Origin of the sequence: Streptomyces cynarae (assembly GCF_025642135.1) — a bacterium.
In the GTDB taxonomy this organism is placed as follows: Bacteria; Actinomycetota; Actinomycetes; order Streptomycetales; family Streptomycetaceae; genus Streptomyces; species Streptomyces cynarae.
This window is the reverse complement of record NZ_CP106793.1, coordinates 3,434,323-3,450,291: the sequence shown is the minus strand read 5'-3', so window position 1 is coordinate 3,450,291 and position 15,969 is coordinate 3,434,323. Positions and strand designations below refer to the sequence as shown.

The following is a 15,969-nucleotide window of genomic DNA, read 5'->3' as shown; positions in this document are numbered from 1 at the left end:
GGCAGCATGGGGCTTGTGACGTCACCCGCTCCCGTAGAGATCGAACGAACGCAGTCGGCGGAGGAAGAGTTCGCCGTACCCGAGCCCGACGTCCCCTGGGTCACGATCGTCCACAACGACCCGGTCAACCTCATGAGCTACGTGACGTACGTCTTCCAGACGTACTTCGGCTATTCCAAGGACAAGGCCACCAAGCTCATGCTCGACGTCCACCACAAGGGCCGGGCGGTCGTCTCCAGCGGCACGCGCGAGGAGATGGAACGCGACGTGCAGGCGATGCACGGCTACGGCTTGTGGGCCACCCTCCAGCAGGACCGGAAGTAGCGACCTCCCTTCATGTCAGGACACTTCGAACCGCTCCCCGGCGGCGGCGCGGCCGTCGCCCTCGACGACGTCGAGATCTCGATCATCCGCTCGCTGGCCGTACAGCTGCTGGAACTCATCGGGCCGGGCCCCGCCGAGAACGCCCCCGAGGATCCGCTCGCCGAGCTGTTCGCCGAGGGCCCGAGCGAACCGCCCGCCGACCCGGTGCTGCGCCGGCTGTTCCCGGACGCGTACGGCGACCCGGGCAGCGAGCCCGTCACGCCCGGTGAGGCCGACGAGTCGCGCGCCCACTCCGCCGAGTTCCGCCGCTTCACCGAGAACGACCTGCGCGCCCGCAAACGCGAGAACGCTCTGGCGGTGATCCGCACCCTGGACGCGCTGACCTCGGTGAGCCGGGAGGGCGGCGTGCTCAAGCTGTCGCGCGGGGAGTGCGAGCAGTGGCTCGGCGCCCTGAACGACCTGCGCCTCGCGATCGGCTCCCGGCTCGAGGTCGCCGACGAGGACGACACCGACGAGCTGTACCGGCTGCCGGACGAGGATCCGCGCAAGCCGATGGTGATGGCGTATCTGTGGCTCGGCGGTCTCCAGGAGACACTCGTCACCACCCTTATGCCCTGACCTGTGTGGATTGTGTGTTCGCTCAGCGGACGCTCAAATCCGGATAACGATCGCGTCACCATTGCGGCCATGTATGGGCCGTTCGTGCGTACTTTGTCCGCTTCTTGCTGTGTGCTGTGCCACATCGCGTCCAGGTGATCAGTGTTGCGGTCGTGATAAATCTTCACGACCGCCCGGCGAACACCACCCATGTTGCGCCGGGTGCGCCACCGAGCCGACGACCGTCGGCCAGGCATGAGCGGACCCGGGAGAGCCCGTGCCCGCTCGCTCCATCAATCCGGGGGGATCGAGACGATCCGCGGCCGACGAGAGGCCCGGGTCGGCATGGAGAAAGGCGCACCACACATGACCTCAGCGCAGGTCGAGAAGGAGAACACCCCTGAGGAGGGGTACGAGCGCGGGCTCGGCAGCCGTCAGGTCCAGATGATCGCGATCGGCGGCGCGATCGGCGTCGGCCTGTTCCTGGGCGCGGGGGCGAACATCGCCAAGGCCGGGCCCAGCCTGATCCTCATGTACGCCCTCGCCGGCGTGATCATCTTCTTCATCATGCGGGCGCTCGGCGAGCTGCTTCTGTACCGCCCGGTGTCGGGCTCCTTCGCGGAGTACTCCCGCGAGTTCCTCGGCCCGTTCTTCGGCTACTTCACCGGCTGGACGTACTGGCTGATGTGGGTGGTGACCGGCATGGCCGAGCTGACGGCCGCCGCGATCTACGTCCACTACTGGTTCCCGTCGATCCCGCAGTGGGTGACGGCGCTGGTCTTCCTGGTGGTCCTGTTCGTGGCCAACCTGATCTCGGTGAAGCTGTTCGGCGAGATCGAGTTCTGGTTCTCGATGGTCAAGGTCACCGCGCTGATCGGCATGATCGTCATCGGTCTCGGCGTGCTGACCTTCGGCTTCAGCGCGGCCGGTGACACCGCCACGGTCTCCAACCTCTGGCAGTTCGACGGCTTCTTCCCCAAGGGCATCGGCTCTTCCCTGATGACCCTGCAGGGCGTCATGTTCGCCTACCTCGCCGTCGAGCTGGTCGGTGTCACCGCGGGCGAGTCCGAGGACCCGGAGAAGACCCTCCCCAAGGCGATCAACACCCTGCCCTGGCGCATCGCCCTGTTCTACGTCGGCGCCCTCACCGTGATCCTGTGCGTGGTGAAGTGGACCGAGTTCGCGGCGGGCGTCAGCCCCTTCGTGAAGGCGTTCGCGGTCATCGGCATCCCGGCCGGGGCGGGCATCGTCAACTTCGTGGTGCTCACCGCGGCCCTGTCGTCCTGCAACTCGGGCATGTACTCCACGGGCCGCATGCTGCGCACCCTCGCGGACAACGGCGAGGCGCCCCGCGTCTTCAGCAGGCTGTCCGCCTCGAAGACCCCGGCCCTCGGCATCACCGTCTCGGTCGCCTTCATGGGCATCGGCGTGGTCCTCAACTACGTCGTCCCGGAGAAGGCGTTCGGCTACGTCACCTCGGTGGCCACCGCGGCCGGCATCTGGACCTGGCTGATGATCCTGGTCAGCCACGTCCTGTACCGCCGCGCGGTGGACGCGGGCCGGCTGCCCGCCTCCTCCTTCCCGGCGCCGGGCGGCGCGGTGTGCAGCTGGATCGCCATCGCGTTCCTGCTCTTCGTCACCTGCCTGATCGCCTACGACGCCGACTCCCGCGTCTGCCTGTATGTGATGGCGGTTTGGGCGGCCGCCCTGGCCGTCGGCTGGGCGGTGCTGAAGGCCCGCAACCCGCAGGTCACCCAGCGCCGCGAGCAGGAGCTGGAGAAGGTCCGCTGAGTCTCCCCTGAGTCTCCCGGCTCACGCGTAGCTCACGATGTGGGCCGTCCCGTACCACCCTTCGGTACGGGACGGCCCACCGTCACCCACCACCGCCCTACCTGACGCGCTGCGCGCGGCCCCCTCTGATTTCCTGCTTATCCTGACCGTCATGCTGACCATCACCCAGGCCCTCGTCGACCAGATCGTCGCCCACGCGCGCCAGGACCACCCCGACGAGGCGTGCGGCGTCGTCGCCGGCCCGGCCGGCTCCGACCGCCCCGAGCGCTTCATCCCCATGCTGAACGCGGCCCGCTCGCCCACGTTCTACGAGTTCGACTCCGGCGATCTGCTCAAGCTCTACCGGGAGCTGGACGACCGCGACGAGGACCCGGTGGTCATCTACCACTCCCACACCGCGACCGAGGCCTACCCGTCCCGCACGGACATCTCCTACGCCAACGAGCCCGGCGCCCACTACGTCCTGGTCTCCACCGCCGACACCGACGGCGCGGGCCCCTTCCAGTTCCGCTCGTTCCGGATCGTGGAGGGCGAGGTCACGGAGGAAGAGGTCGAGATCGTGGAGTCGTACTGACCCCGCAGTCGTCCGCCCCTGATCCCGGTGGCCGACCTCCCGTCTCGCGCCTCGGATGAAATCTGTCCGAACAGCGAGATCACACTCCGGGGGGCGGGTGGGGAATCGTTACGATGAGCGCATGGTTCTGAACGACGTGAGCGACAAGACGCCGGGCGCACTGCTCGTGGCGCGGCTGCACGTCGACCTGTGCAGGCTCGCCAGCGCCATCTGTTGACGCTGTCCCTGCCGCCGTACGGCCGTGAGCCGCGGCGCCCGACCCGCGTACCACCACGCACGTTCTCGCGCCGCCGCGCGCTCTCCGACCCGCCATCCTTCCGACAGGAGCCCGCAACCATGGCCATCGAGGTCCGCATCCCGACCATCCTCCGCCAGTACACCGACGGCCAGAAGGCGGTGGAAGGCACCGGGGAGACCCTCGCCGACCTGTTCGCCGACCTCGAGACCCGTCACCCGGGCATCCAGGCCCGCATCGTGGACGGCGGCGAGCTGCGCCGCTTCGTGAACGTCTACCTGAACGACGAGGACGTCCGCTTCCTCGACGGCATCAACACCAAGGTCGCCGACGGCGACAACGTGACGATCCTGCCGGCCGTCGCCGGCGGCATGGCCTGAGCCCGACGGTCGCTGATCCCGATGCGCTACGACTCCCCGCTGGCCGCGGTGGGCAACACCCCCCTGGTGCGCCTGCCGCGGCTGTCGCCGTCCCCCGACGTCCGTATCTGGGCCAAGCTGGAGGACCGCAACCCGACCGGCTCGGTCAAGGACCGCCCCGCGCTGCACATGATCGAGCAGGCGGAGAAGGACGGCCGCCTCACCCCCGGCTGCACGATCCTCGAGCCCACCTCGGGCAACACCGGCATCTCCCTGGCCATGGCGGCCAAGCTCAAGGGCTACCGCATGGTGTGCGTGATGCCCGAGAACACCTCGCAGGAGCGCCGGGAACTGCTCGCCATGTGGGGCGCCGAGATCATCTCCAGCCCGGCGGCGGGCGGCTCGAACACGGCCGTGCGCGTCGCCAAGGAGCTGGCGGCCGAGCACCCGGACTGGGTGATGCTCTACCAGTACGGCAACCCGGACAACGCGGGCGCGCACTACGCGACGACCGGCCCCGAGATCCTCGCCGACCTGCCGTCCATCACGCACTTCGTGGCCGGGCTCGGCACCACCGGCACCCTCATGGGCGTGGGCCGCTACCTGCGCGAGAACAAGCCGGACGTGCAGATCGTCGCCGCCGAACCGCGCTACGACGACCTGGTGTACGGCCTGCGGAACCTCGACGAGGGCTTCGTGCCGGAGCTGTACGACGCCTCCGTCCTCACCAGCCGCTTCTCCGTCGGCTCGGCGGACGCGGTGACCCGGACCCGTGAACTGCTCGAGCAGGAGGGCATCTTCGCGGGCATCTCCACCGGCGCCGCGCTGCACGCGGCGATCGGCGTCGGCAAGAAGGCCGTCAAGGCGGGCGAGAGCGCCGACATCGTCTTCGTCGTGGCCGACGGCGGCTGGAAGTACCTCTCGACCGGCGTCTACACGGCCGCCACCACGGAAGAGGCCATCGGGACGCTCCAGGGCCAGCTCTGGGCCTGAGCCCTCGGCAGGGCCCGCCTCTCATCGAAGCGCCAACCCCCTCCTATGAGGGGGCTAAGCGTTGCCTACGGTGCGGCAAAGATCTTCTCCCGGGGGAGCCTTTCGGGGGCGTGCGGGGCTACGTTCTGCCCGTCCTGTCATGTCGCGCTCATTGACATCGCAGGGTGTTCTAAGTGTCATGCCCATGACTCGCGTCCCACCGCCGCTACGCGCGTCACGGCCTGCACTCGGCTCGCGAATCCCCACTTCCGGCTGTGGTTCCGCGTACGGCCCCACCCAGGCCCGCGCGGTGCCGGCCTCGACCGATGGAGGCAACACCCCCATGCGTGAGTCACGCCTCAACAAGCGGCGCCGGAGTCTTCGAAGACTCCTGACCGCCGCCGTCCCGGCCCTCACCCTCACCGTCGCCGGGTTCCTGGCGGCCCCGCCCGCGGGCGCGCAGACGGCGCCCACCGCCACCGCGCACACCACGCGCACGTCCCAGAACGCCAAGGCGCTCACCGACCCCCAGCGGCAGACCGTCCACTCGACCGGCAAGGCCGGCCAGAAGGTCCCGACCCAGCACCTGTGCGCCACCGCGAAGCCCGGCCAGGCGTCCTGCTTCGCCCAGCGCCGCACCGACATCGAGCAGCGGCTGGCCTCGGCCCTCGCCGCCGCCGCGCCTTCCGGACTGAGTCCCGCCAACCTGCACAGCGCCTACAACCTGCCCTCGACCGGCGGCTCCGGCCTGACCGTCGCGGTGGTCGACGCCTACAACGACCCCAACGCCGAGTCCGACCTGGCCACCTACCGCTCGACGTACGGCCTGTCGGCGTGCACCAAGGCCAACGGCTGCTTCAAGCAGGTCAGCCAGACCGGTTCGACCACCTCGCTGCCCACGAACGACTCCGGGTGGGCCGGTGAGGAGGCGCTCGACGTCGACATGGTCAGCGCCGTCTGCCCCAACTGCAGCATCATCCTCGTCGAGGCCAACTCCGCCAACGACACCGACCTCGGCATCGCCGAGAACGAGGCCGTCTCGCTGGGCGCCAAGTTCGTCTCCAACAGCTGGGGCGGCTCCGAGTCCTCCTCCCAGACCAGCGAGGACACCTCCTACTTCAAGCACCCGGGCGTCGCGATCACGGTCTCCGCGGGCGACTCCGCCTACGGCGCCGAGTACCCGGCGACCTCCCAGTACGTCACCGCCGTCGGCGGCACCGCGCTGACCACCGCCTCCAACTCCCGCGGCTGGAGCGAGAGCGTCTGGCACACCAGCTCCACCGAGGGCACCGGCTCCGGCTGCTCCGCCTACGACCCGAAGCCGAGCTGGCAGACCGACACCGGCTGCTCCAAGCGCATGGAGGCCGACGTCTCCGCGGTCGCCGACCCGGCCACCGGCGTCGCGGTCTACGACACCTACGGCGGCTCCGGCTGGGCGGTCTACGGCGGCACCAGCGCCTCCGCCCCGATCATCGCCGGCGTCTACGCCCTCGCGGGCACCCCGGGCTCCAGCGACTACCCGGCGAAGTACCCCTACTCGCACACGAGCAACCTGTACGACGTCACCAGCGGCAGCAACGGCTCCTGCTCGACCTCGTACTTCTGCACCGCGGGCACCGGCTACGACGGCCCGACCGGCTGGGGCACCCCCAACGGCACGACCGCCTTCTCCTCCGGCAGCAGCACCGGCAACACGGTGACCGTCACCAACCCGGGCAACCAGTCCACCACGACCGGCAGCTCGGTCAGCCTGCAGATCAAGGCGACGGACAGCGCGGGCGCCGCGCTCACCTACAGCGCCACCGGACTGCCCACCGGCCTGTCGATCAACAGCTCGACCGGCCTGATCTCCGGCACCGCCTCCACCGCGGGCACCTACAGCGTGACCGTCACCGCCAAGGACGCGACCGGCGCCTCCGGTTCCACCTCCTTCACCTGGACGGTCGGCTCCTCCGGCGGCGGCACCTGCTCCTCGGCGCAGCTGCTCGGGAACCCGGGCTTCGAGTCGGGCAACACCACCTGGAGCGCCTCCAGCGGCGTCATCACCAACGGCAGCGGTGAGGCGGCGCACAGCGGCTCCTACTACGCCTGGCTCGACGGATACGGCTCCTCGCACACCGACACGCTGTCCCAGTCGGTGACCATCCCGTCCGGCTGCAAGGCCACCCTCACCTTCTACCTGCACATCGACACCGCGGAGACCGGCAGCACCGCGTACGACAAGCTGACGGTGACCGCCGGGTCGACCACGCTGGCGACGTACTCCAACGTCAACGCGGCCTCCGGTTACACCCAGAAGTCCTTCGACCTGTCCTCGTTCGCGGGGTCCACGGTCACCCTGAAGTTCAGCGGCGTGGAGGACTCCTCGCTGCAGACCAGCTTCGTCGTCGACGACACCGCCCTGACGACCAGCTGACGCACCTGTGCGCGAAGGGGCCCCGGCCGGGCGTGTGGGCCGGGGCCCGTTTGCGAGCGCGTGGGGATCCTGATGCGCTGGAGAAACGTCACACCGGCACACACGGGCACGAGTAACGAGAGGCGGCCCTCATGCGCCGTACCACCGCTCAGCGGACCACTGTCATCGCCGTCGCGGCAGCGGCGCTCCTGCTCGCGGGCTGCGGCACGCACAGTGGGCCAGGAGCGGCCGGCAGCGGCGCGGTGTCGCCGTCCCCGTCGGTGTCCGGGTCGGCCTCGGGGCCGGCGTCCCCGTCGGCGCCCGAGTCCGGATCGGCGTCCCCGACCTCACCCTCGGCGCCCTCCTCCGGGGCAGCGGCCCCCACGGCCACTCCCACCGGCTGCACCCCTCACGTGCAGCTCACCGCCGCCGACAGCGGCCGCACCGTGTGCCTGAGCACCGGCGGACAGATCCGCCTCACCCTGGACGGCACCAAGGACCGCCCCTGGACGCCCGTCACCGCCACCGGCGCGGCGCTGAAGGCCACCAACGCCGGTTTCGTCGTACAGCCGGGCGACGCCGTGGCCGCCTTCGACGCCGCCGCGCCCGGCACCGCACAGCTGAGCGCCACCCGCCCGCTGTGCGCCAAACGCCCCGGCCAGACGTCGTGCCTCGGCATCCAGCGGTGGACCGTCACGGTCACGGTGACCAAGCCATGAGGTTGACCATGAACACGCTCACCCGGCCAGGTACCGCACCTGGTCCCACAGCGCGGGGTCCACCACCCCCACCCGGCGCCGGAAGTCCCACAGCGGCACGTCCCGCAGCTCGTCCGTCTCCAGGAAGCTGGGCCGCCCCTGGGTGTCGCCGACCGACCCCGGCGGGAGCGGGATCACGCCCGTCCGCCCGTCGTGGTACCGGCTGGTGATCCGCGCGACCGTCGCGCTGTCCCCGCGCACCGTCAGCACCAGGCACGGCCGCTCCTTGCCGCCCGGCCGGTCCCCGTAGGGCACGCTCGCCCACCAGATCTCGGCCGGCCGCGGATGCACCCGGGCACGCCCCGGCGGACGCGCGGCCGCGGCACGGTGGCGCCGCCCGCGCCCCCATCCGTCCACCAGCGTCGCGACCAGCGCGAGCAGCACCACTGCCGCAAGCGCGAGCCACCACGACGTGTCCATATGGATGACGGTACCGGCGCGTTGGCCTCACTGCCCGCCTTCCGCAACTCAAGTGCGCCGTATCGTGCGCCGCGCGCGCCCTTGTTCCAGCCGAACCGGTGACACCACAGGTGAGTTCCCCCACAACGGCCCCTGGCGGAGGAGCTACCCGCCCTTTTGCGCCTTACGCTCGACGGACCGCACGACCCCCGTCACCGTTCCCCGTCCCTGCCTTGCGCACGTCCCGCCACGGAGGTTCCAGCTCTATGAAGCTCACCGTCGTCGGCTGCTCGGGGTCGTTTCCGTCCGCGGAATCGGCCTGCTCGAGCTACCTCGTCGAGGCCGACGGCTTCCGGCTGCTGCTCGACATGGGCAACGGCGCCCTGGGCGAGTTGCAGCGCCACTGCGGTCTCTACGACCTTGACGCCATCTTCCTGAGCCACCTGCATGCCGACCACTTCATCGACATGCTCGGGTACTTCGTCGCGCGCTACTACCGCCACGACGGCGGCCGCTGCGCCCCCATCCCGGTCTACGGCCCGGAGGGCACCGAACAGCGCCTGACCACCGCCTACGGCGACACGCCCTCGGCCTCCTCGATGAGCGAGGTCTTCGACTTCCACACGGTCAAACCGGGCACGTTCGAGATCGGCCCGTTCACCGTGCACACGGAGCGCGTACGCCACCCGGTGGAGGCGTACGGCATCCGGATCGAGCACGGCGGCAGCTCGCTCACCTACTCGGGCGACACCGGTGTGAGCGAGGCGCTGGACGAACTCGCGCGCGACGCGGACCTGTTCCTGTGCGAGGCCGCGTTCACCCACGGCAAGGAGGACATTCCGAACCTCCACCTGAACGGCCGTGAGGCGGGCGAGACCGCCGCCCGCGCCCGGGCCCGCCGCCTCGTCCTCACCCACATCCCGCCGTGGACGGATCCCCAGGTCAACCTGGCGGACGCCCGCGCGGTCTACCCGGGGCCGGTCGAACTGGCGGTGCCACGGGCGACGTACGAGCTCTAGCCGCCCCCATGCATACGAAGGCCCCGGAACCACGCTGGTTCCGGGGCCCTCCTGTGCCCGGGGGTCAGGCCTTGGTCAGGTCCTCGACCTCCTCCTCGGGCTCGCGGCCCGGGGTGGTGAGGTTGAACTTGACGATGGCGAACCGGAAGACGAAGTAGTAGATCGCTCCGAACACCAGGCCGATCGGGATGATCAGCCAGGGCTTGGTGGCGAGGTTCCAGTTCAGGAGGTAGTCGATCGCACCGGCCGAGAACGTGAAGCCGGCGTGGACGCCGAGCGCCCAGGTGATCGCCATGGACAGCGCGGTGAGGACCGCGTGGATCCCGTACAGCACCGGGGCGATGAACATGAACGAGAACTCGATCGGCTCGGTGACACCGGTGACGAAGGACGTCAGCGCGACCGAGAGCATCAGACCCATGACGGCCTTGCGGCGCTCGGGGCGGGCGGTGTGCGCGATGGCGAGCGCGGCGGCCGGCAGACCGAACATCATGATCGGGAAGAAGCCCGACATGAACTGTCCGGCGGTCGGGTCACCGGCGAAGAAGCGGTTCAGGTCGCCGTGCACGATGACGCCCGCGGAGTTCTTGTAGTCGCCGATCTGGAACCAGGAGACGGCGTTCACGAACTGGTGCATGCCGACCGGGATCAGCGCGCGGTTGATCAGACCGAACAGACCCGCGCCCACGGCGCCGAGACCGGTGATCCACTTGCCGACGTCGGAGATGCCGTTACCGATCGGCTCCCAGACCAGGCCGAAGAAGACGCCGAAGACCGTGCCGACGAACGCCATGATGATCGGGACGAGCCGGCGGCCGTTGAAGAAGCCGAGCCAGTCCACCAGCTTGGTGCGGTGGAACCGCTGCCACAGCACGGCGGACAGCAGACCCAGCAGGATGCCGCCGAGGACGCCCGGGTTGTTGTACGTCGCCTCGACTATCTTGCCGTTCTCGATGTGCTGCTCGGACAGCGGGAACGCCTTGAGGACGTTGCTGTAGACGAGGAAGCCGACCAGGGCCGCGAGCGCGGTGGAGCCGTCCGACTTCTTGGCGAAGCCGATCGCGACGCCGACGCAGAAGAGCAGGGGCAGGTTGTCGAACACGGCTCCGCCCGCGGTCGCGAAGACGGAGGCGACCTTGTGCCAGCCGAGTCCGTCGTCACCGAACACGTCGGGCTGCCCCAGCCGGAGCAGGATGCCCGCCGCCGGCAGCACGGCGATCGGGAGCTGAAGGCTGCGGCCGACCTTCTGCAGGCCCTGGAACAGACCGGAACCCCGCTTCTTCGCGGGGGCCGCCGTTGTCTCGGTGGCGGTGCTCATACTTCCTCCATGTGCCGGGGCTGCCCGGGGGACGGGAAGGGGGGAGTGAACGGGGTGAAACAGCCCCGTGTGGTCTACACCACCTGTGGTGTAGACCTGTTGTAGCACGGTGAAGGCGGGATAAGGAACCCATGAATTCTGTGGCCTCGGACAGACGGGGTGCAAATGCCGCACTCGTGATAAAGGCCACGTAGACGGGCGCGGTGTTCTGGCCCGGCGCTTTGCGGGCGTTCCCGGGGTGGTGTAGACCAGTTTTCGACACAGCGGTTCGGCTCAGGGAGTAAGGACATGGCCAGCAAGGCTGAGAAGATCGTTGCCGGGCTCGGCGGCATCGACAACATCGACGAGATCGAGGGCTGCATCACCCGGCTCCGCACCGAGGTGCACGACGCCTCGCTGGTCGACGAGGCCGCCCTGAAGGCCGCCGGCGCCCACGGCGTCGTCAAGATGGGCACCGCCATCCAGGTCGTCATCGGCACCGACGCCGACCCGATCGCCGCGGAGATCGAAGACATGATGTGAGCCCGCCCGCTCACACACCCGTACGCGGACGCAGGTGCCCAGGGGCCTCTCCCACCGCGGGAGAGGCCCCTGACGCAGTTACGGATAGGCTCGGCGCCATGTCTCGAATCGACGGCCGCACCCCCGAACAGCTCCGCCCGGTCACCATCGAGCGCGGCTGGAGCAAGCACGCCGAGGGCTCCGTCCTCGTCTCCTTCGGCGACACGAAGGTCCTCTGCACCGCCTCCCTCACCGAAGGCGTGCCGCGCTGGCGCAAGGGCAGCGGAGAGGGCTGGGTCACCGCGGAGTACGCCATGCTGCCCCGCTCCACCAACACCCGCGGCGACCGCGAGTCGGTCAAGGGCAGGATCGGCGGCCGTACGCACGAGATCAGCCGCCTCATCGGCCGCTCCCTGCGCGCCGTCGTCGACACCAAGTCACTCGGCGAGAACACCGTCGTCCTCGACTGCGACGTCCTCCAGGCCGACGGCGGCACCCGCACCGCCGCGATCACCGGCGCGTACGTGGCACTCGCCGACGCCGTCGCCTGGGCGCAGCGCAGGAAGCTCATCAAGGCCACCCGGCAGCCGCTGACCGGCACCGTCTCGGCCGTCTCCGTGGGCATCGTGGCCGGCGTGCCGCTCCTCGACCTCTGCTACGAGGAGGACGTCCGCGCGGAGACCGACATGAACGTCGTCTGCACCGGCGACGGCCGCTTCGTCGAGGTCCAGGGCACGGCGGAGGCGACACCCTTCGACCGCGGGGAACTGAACGCCCTCCTCGACCTCGCGACGGCGGGCTGCGAACAGCTCACGGCGATCCAGCGGGCGGCCCTGGAGGCAACCGCGTAGCGCGATACGGCGTTTTCAGGAGTGACCTCGGTGGGGCGCACGGACGACACCGCGCGCCCCACCGTCACCACCCACGGAGAGGGAACCGCTCCATGGCCGCGCGCCACCGCCGACGCATCGCCACCGCCGCTCTCGCGGCCGTCGCCGTCCTCGCCGCCGTCGGCGCGAGCGCGGGCTGCGACGCCGTGAACAAGGCCATCGACTGCGTCCAGACCGCCGACGCCATAGCCGACAGCGTCACCGGCCTCCAGCAGGCCGTCGAGAACGCGGCGAACGACCCGACGCAGACGGACGAGGCCCTCGACTCCATCGAGAAGAACCTCGACAAGATCGGCGACAAGACCGATGACGTCGACGTCAACAAGGCGGTCGACGACCTGCGCAAGGCGGTCACCGGCATCCGGGACGCGATGAAGAACGGCGACAAGACCCCCGACGTGGCCCCGGTGACCAACGCGGCGGGCGAACTGACGAAGGTCTGCACGTCGTCCTAGCCCGCAGGCGGGCGCGGCGGCCACGGGTCGCCCACGGATACTGGTCCCATGACCCGCCTGATCCTCGCCACACGCAACGCCGGAAAGATCACCGAACTCAGGGCGATCCTCGCCGAAGCGGGCCTCCCGCACGACCTGGTCGGCGCGGACGCCTACCCCGACATCCCCGACGTCAGGGAAACCGGCGTCACCTTCGCCGAGAACGCCCTCCTCAAGGCCCACGCCCTGGCCAAGGCCACGGGACTGCCCGCGGTGGCGGACGACTCCGGCCTGTGCGTCGACGTCCTGGGCGGCGCGCCCGGCATCTTCTCCGCGCGCTGGGCGGGCCGGCACGGCGACGACAAGGCGAATCTGGACCTGCTGCTGGCCCAGCTCGCGGACATCGACGACGCCCACCGCGGCGCCCACTTCGCCTGCGCGGCGGCCCTGGCCCTCCCCGACGGCACGGAACGTGTGGTCGAGGGCCAACTCCGCGGCACCCTCCGCCACGAGCCCACCGGCACGAACGGCTTCGGCTACGACCCGATCCTCCAGCCGGAGGGCGAGACCCGCACCTGCGCCGAACTGACCCCCGAGGAGAAGAACGCGATCAGCCACCGCGGCAAGGCATTCCGCGCGCTGACACCGGTGGTGCACGAACTGCTGGGCTGACACAGGCTGCGCGAAAGGCCCGGTCCCTTGCTCGGACCGGGCCTTTCGTCATGCCGTGTCTGTGTGCGGTCGGTGGGACTCGAACCCACACGGGATTTCTCCCACGGGCACCTAAAACCCGCGCGTATGCCTATTTCGCCACGACCGCGATAAAACGGACACTTCATCTTCCTGTGTCGTTTCGCGTGCTCAGTGTACGGGTGGGTCCGGATGCTCTGTGCGGCGCCCGACTTTCTGGCGGCACCATGTGACTGTCAGAGCATGGCAGTTCGGGCACAGATACCTCAGGTTCTCGACGCGATTGTCCAGCCAGTCACCGTTGATGTGGTCGATCTGGAGTGTGATCGGCTGCCCCAGCCACTGGCCCGGGTTTCCGCAGGTGGCGCACTGACAGGGAATCCCTGAATCTTGCAAGGCCGCATGCAGCCGTGCCCGGTTCGGACGCGCGGATCCGGGCGGGAGGACCACCAGTACCTTCTCCCTCATGGCCGTGCGCGGGCTTGTCTGCACTGAGCCCCAGGGGCGTCGAGTGAAGTGGCTTGTGTCCAGGCCGAGCTCGGCGACCTTACGGCGGATGCGCCTGTGATTCGTGTCGTTCACGTGGAGTCTCAGGGCGCGCATGAGATCGGCGTAGCTCGTGGCTGCGGGTACGGCCGAGCGAAGCTCCTGCTCAGGGATCGCCAAGCGGGTGTTCCTGAAGTGCGACGTGTCAATGTCCCGCTCTCGGAACATGCGCCCTAGTACGCTGCGTGACCGGCTGTCGTCGGGGACTCCCAGAACCGCGGCCGCTCCCCGCAGGCTGTGGGCGGATGCGGCCGCGGCCCGCAGTTCCTCGTCGGTGAACGGCAGGTCCAGGTGCACGCGGTCGATGCCCGGGAAGTGGCTGATGTCGATCCCCGCAGCGGCGATACGGCGTCGGATGTGCGCGAGGGTTCCGGTCGCTGGTGTGGCCCCAAGTTTCAATGCGACCTCACGCAGCGTTGTGGACGATGCCGCCGCTGCGGCGATCGCGGCGTCCGGATATCTGCGCCAGGGACTGCGCTGCTTGAAGTGGGCGGTGTCGATCCCGTGGGCGGCGACTTGCCGCTGCAGTACGCGCCGCTGTCCACCGCTCGGCTTGAGCCCCAGACGGCGCATGAGGTCATTCCAGGTATGGGACTCGGCGACTGCCTCCGCGAGCGTGTTCCGTTGGTACTTGTCCGCCGTGGCCATGCCCCCTCCGTTCTCGACCGTGTGTTCGTGATCTCGTACGGAGTAACGAACCGCTCATCGGAAAGGCACGGCGAAAGGGGCTGGTGACGATGGTCACCAGCCCCTTTTCGGGTGAACGCCGTTGTTCTACAGGTACAGCCCCGTGGAGTCCTCCGCCCCCTCGAAGCGGTCCGCCGCCACGGCGTGCAGGTCGCGTTCGCGCATCAGGACGTACGCGGTGCCGCGCACCTCCACCTCGGCCCGGTCCTCCGGGTCGAACAGGACCCGGTCGCCCGGCTCCACGGTCCGTACGTTCTGCCCGACCGCGACGACCTCGGCCCAGGCGAGGCGCCGGCCCACGGCCGCGGTCGCGGGGATGAGGATGCCGCCGCCGGAGCGGCGCTCGCCCTCGCCGGTCTCCTGCCGCACGAGTACGCGGTCGTGCAGCATCCGGATGGGCAACTTGTCGTGGTGGGTCTTCTCGCTCACGTCCTGAACCTACCTGCCTTCGACGGCTTCGCGCGCGGCCGGGTCAGGCCCTGCGCCGCCGGGAGCCCAGCGCGAGCAGTCCCACGACGCCGACCACGACCAGCGCCACGGGCACGATGCGCTCCAGCCGCGGCGCGCCCTCCTCGGTGACCAGCTGGCCCTTGACCTCGCTGACGGCCCGGTTGACGCCCACATAGGCCCGCCCGAGCGTGTGGTCGATGTTGGAGACGACCTTGGCCTTGGCGTCCCCGACGATCGTCTTCGGGTGCACCCGGACGCCGATCTCGTCGAGCGTCTCGGCCAGCGTCTCGCGGCGGCGCTTGATGTCCGCCTCGATCTCGGCCGGAGTCCTGGTGTCCGGTGTGCTCGACGTGTCCGTCACCGCGCTTCCTCCGTGGTCGTGTGCGACGTGTTCCGCGCAATTTCCTGATTCTGTGCTGGACAGTCTGTCAGCTTCGTGCCGAAGGCACCCATCGGCACCCCCATGCAGGGTCCGAAGGAGATTAGGCTCGTCCGGTAAACCGCTGACCGCGTGATCGGCGTGATCCGCCCCTTGCCCCGTGAGGTACCGATGAGCGAGCGACTCCAGCCCGGCGACACCGCCCCCGCCTTCACCCTGCCGGACGCCGACGGCGACGAGGTCTCCCTGGCCGACCACAAGGGCCGCAAGGTCATCGTGTACTTCTACCCGGCGGCGCTCACCCCCGGCTGCACCAAGCAGGCGTGCGACTTCACGGACAACCTCCAGCTGCTCGCGGGCGCCGGGTACGACGTCATCGGCATCTCCCCGGACAAGCCGGAGAAGCTCGCGAAGTTCCGCGAGAAGGAGTCCCTGAAGGTCACCCTCCTCGCCGACCCCGACAAGAAGGTGCTGGAGGCGTACGGCGCCTTCGGCGAGAAGAAGCTGTACGGCAAGACGGTCGTCGGCGTCATCCGCTCCACGGTGATCGTGGACGAGGACGGCAAGGTCGAGCGCGCCCTGTACAACGTGAAGGCGACGGGCCACGTGGCGAAGATCATCAAGGATCTGGGCATCTGAGCGTCCCGCCTG

General features: G+C 69.5%; 21 protein-coding genes and 1 tRNA gene. 15 read left to right on the top strand and 7 right to left on the bottom strand.

What is annotated here, in order from left to right; all coding sequences use genetic code 11:
- Positions 1–6 precede the first annotated feature (6 nt).
- The 8 genes from clpS (at position 7) to N8I84_RS16005 (ending at position 7,268) form a co-directional block, all read left to right on the top strand.
- A complete protein-coding gene (clpS, locus tag N8I84_RS16040; protein WP_200417652.1) occupies positions 7–324 on the top strand; it encodes an ATP-dependent Clp protease adapter ClpS in 318 nt (105 codons plus the stop codon).
- 12 nt (positions 325–336) lie between these two features.
- Positions 337–942: a DUF2017 domain-containing protein gene (locus N8I84_RS16035; protein WP_263230175.1), complete on the top strand. Its 606-nt coding sequence runs from the start codon at positions 337–339 to the stop codon at positions 940–942.
- Between the two features lie 345 nt (positions 943–1,287).
- Positions 1,288–2,712 (top strand): amino acid permease, encoded by a 1,425-nt coding sequence (locus N8I84_RS16030; RefSeq protein WP_263230174.1) that lies wholly within the window; start codon positions 1,288–1,290, stop codon positions 2,710–2,712.
- Between the two features lie 151 nt (positions 2,713–2,863).
- Positions 2,864–3,286 carry a M67 family metallopeptidase gene (locus tag N8I84_RS16025; protein WP_263230173.1) on the top strand — a complete coding sequence of 141 codons (423 nt, stop codon included), beginning with the start codon at positions 2,864–2,866 and terminating at the stop codon, positions 3,284–3,286.
- 121 nt (positions 3,287–3,407) lie between these two features.
- Positions 3,408–3,503, top strand: coding sequence for a winged helix-turn-helix domain-containing protein (locus N8I84_RS42740; protein WP_216825713.1), 96 nt, complete (start codon positions 3,408–3,410; stop codon positions 3,501–3,503).
- A 119-nt stretch (positions 3,504–3,622) separates the two neighbouring features.
- Positions 3,623–3,901 carry a MoaD/ThiS family protein gene (locus N8I84_RS16015; protein ID WP_103845066.1) on the top strand — a complete coding sequence of 93 codons (279 nt, stop codon included), beginning with the start codon at positions 3,623–3,625 and terminating at the stop codon, positions 3,899–3,901.
- Positions 3,902–3,922: 21 nt separating this feature from the next.
- Positions 3,923–4,873 carry a PLP-dependent cysteine synthase family protein gene (locus N8I84_RS16010; protein ID WP_263230171.1) on the top strand — a complete coding sequence of 317 codons (951 nt, stop codon included), beginning with the start codon at positions 3,923–3,925 and terminating at the stop codon, positions 4,871–4,873.
- 322 nt (positions 4,874–5,195) lie between these two features.
- A complete protein-coding gene (locus tag N8I84_RS16005; RefSeq protein ID WP_263230170.1) occupies positions 5,196–7,268 on the top strand; it encodes a putative Ig domain-containing protein in 2,073 nt (690 codons plus the stop codon).
- Between the two features lie 148 nt (positions 7,269–7,416).
- Here N8I84_RS16005 and N8I84_RS42735 read toward each other — a convergent pair whose 3' ends face one another.
- Positions 7,417–7,632: a hypothetical protein gene (locus N8I84_RS42735; protein WP_313884263.1), complete on the bottom strand. Its 216-nt coding sequence runs from the start codon at positions 7,630–7,632 to the stop codon at positions 7,417–7,419.
- Positions 7,633–7,660: 28 nt separating this feature from the next.
- Here N8I84_RS42735 and N8I84_RS42730 point away from each other — a divergent pair, with 28 nt between their 5' ends.
- Positions 7,661–7,966 (top strand): hypothetical protein, encoded by a 306-nt coding sequence (locus tag N8I84_RS42730; protein ID WP_313884262.1) that lies wholly within the window; start codon positions 7,661–7,663, stop codon positions 7,964–7,966.
- An 18-nt stretch (positions 7,967–7,984) separates the two neighbouring features.
- Here the strand turns inward: N8I84_RS42730 and N8I84_RS15995 are convergent, their stop codons facing one another.
- Entirely contained in the window at positions 7,985–8,425 is a 441-nt protein-coding gene (locus N8I84_RS15995) for a type II toxin-antitoxin system PemK/MazF family toxin (RefSeq protein WP_263230168.1), read from the bottom strand.
- Between the two features lie 245 nt (positions 8,426–8,670).
- Between N8I84_RS15995 and N8I84_RS15990 the strand changes: the two genes are divergently transcribed.
- Positions 8,671–9,423, top strand: a complete 753-nt coding sequence (locus N8I84_RS15990) for an MBL fold metallo-hydrolase (protein ID WP_263230167.1) — start codon at positions 8,671–8,673, stop codon at positions 9,421–9,423.
- Between the two features lie 64 nt (positions 9,424–9,487).
- Here N8I84_RS15990 and N8I84_RS15985 read toward each other — a convergent pair whose 3' ends face one another.
- On the bottom strand, positions 9,488–10,741 hold the full coding sequence (locus N8I84_RS15985; protein WP_200417643.1) for a PTS transporter subunit EIIC: 1,254 nt from the start codon (positions 10,739–10,741) through the stop codon (positions 9,488–9,490).
- Positions 10,742–11,029: 288 nt separating this feature from the next.
- Between N8I84_RS15985 and N8I84_RS15980 the strand changes: the two genes are divergently transcribed.
- The 4 genes from N8I84_RS15980 to rdgB all read left to right on the top strand — a co-directional run bounded on the left by N8I84_RS15980 (position 11,030) and on the right by rdgB (position 13,238).
- A complete protein-coding gene (locus N8I84_RS15980) occupies positions 11,030–11,263 on the top strand; it encodes a glucose PTS transporter subunit EIIB (protein WP_043440579.1) in 234 nt (77 codons plus the stop codon).
- A gap of 98 nt (positions 11,264–11,361) precedes the next feature.
- Positions 11,362–12,093 carry a ribonuclease PH gene (gene rph, locus N8I84_RS15975; protein ID WP_263230166.1) on the top strand — a complete coding sequence of 244 codons (732 nt, stop codon included), beginning with the start codon at positions 11,362–11,364 and terminating at the stop codon, positions 12,091–12,093.
- A gap of 92 nt (positions 12,094–12,185) precedes the next feature.
- Positions 12,186–12,587: a hypothetical protein gene (locus N8I84_RS15970; RefSeq protein WP_263230165.1), complete on the top strand. Its 402-nt coding sequence runs from the start codon at positions 12,186–12,188 to the stop codon at positions 12,585–12,587.
- 48 nt (positions 12,588–12,635) lie between these two features.
- Positions 12,636–13,238 (top strand): RdgB/HAM1 family non-canonical purine NTP pyrophosphatase, encoded by a 603-nt coding sequence (gene rdgB / locus N8I84_RS15965; RefSeq protein WP_263230164.1) that lies wholly within the window; start codon positions 12,636–12,638, stop codon positions 13,236–13,238.
- 64 nt (positions 13,239–13,302) lie between these two features.
- Here rdgB and N8I84_RS15960 read toward each other — a convergent pair.
- From N8I84_RS15960 to N8I84_RS15945, 4 genes are all read right to left on the bottom strand, one after another.
- A tRNA-Leu gene (locus tag N8I84_RS15960) sits at positions 13,303–13,386 on the bottom strand.
- A gap of 41 nt (positions 13,387–13,427) precedes the next feature.
- The gene (locus tag N8I84_RS15955; RefSeq protein ID WP_263230163.1) at positions 13,428–14,450 is read right to left on the bottom strand and encodes an HNH endonuclease signature motif containing protein; all 1,023 of its coding nucleotides are present in this window, start codon (positions 14,448–14,450) and stop codon (positions 13,428–13,430) included.
- Positions 14,451–14,576: 126 nt separating this feature from the next.
- The gene (locus tag N8I84_RS15950; protein WP_263230162.1) at positions 14,577–14,918 is read right to left on the bottom strand and encodes a GroES family chaperonin; all 342 of its coding nucleotides are present in this window, start codon (positions 14,916–14,918) and stop codon (positions 14,577–14,579) included.
- 43 nt (positions 14,919–14,961) lie between these two features.
- A complete protein-coding gene (locus tag N8I84_RS15945) occupies positions 14,962–15,300 on the bottom strand; it encodes a DUF3618 domain-containing protein (RefSeq protein WP_263230161.1) in 339 nt (112 codons plus the stop codon).
- 189 nt (positions 15,301–15,489) lie between these two features.
- Between N8I84_RS15945 and bcp the strand changes: the two genes are divergently transcribed.
- Positions 15,490–15,957, top strand: a complete 468-nt coding sequence (bcp, locus tag N8I84_RS15940) for a thioredoxin-dependent thiol peroxidase (RefSeq protein ID WP_263230160.1) — start codon at positions 15,490–15,492, stop codon at positions 15,955–15,957.
- Positions 15,958–15,969: the final 12 nt, after the last annotated feature.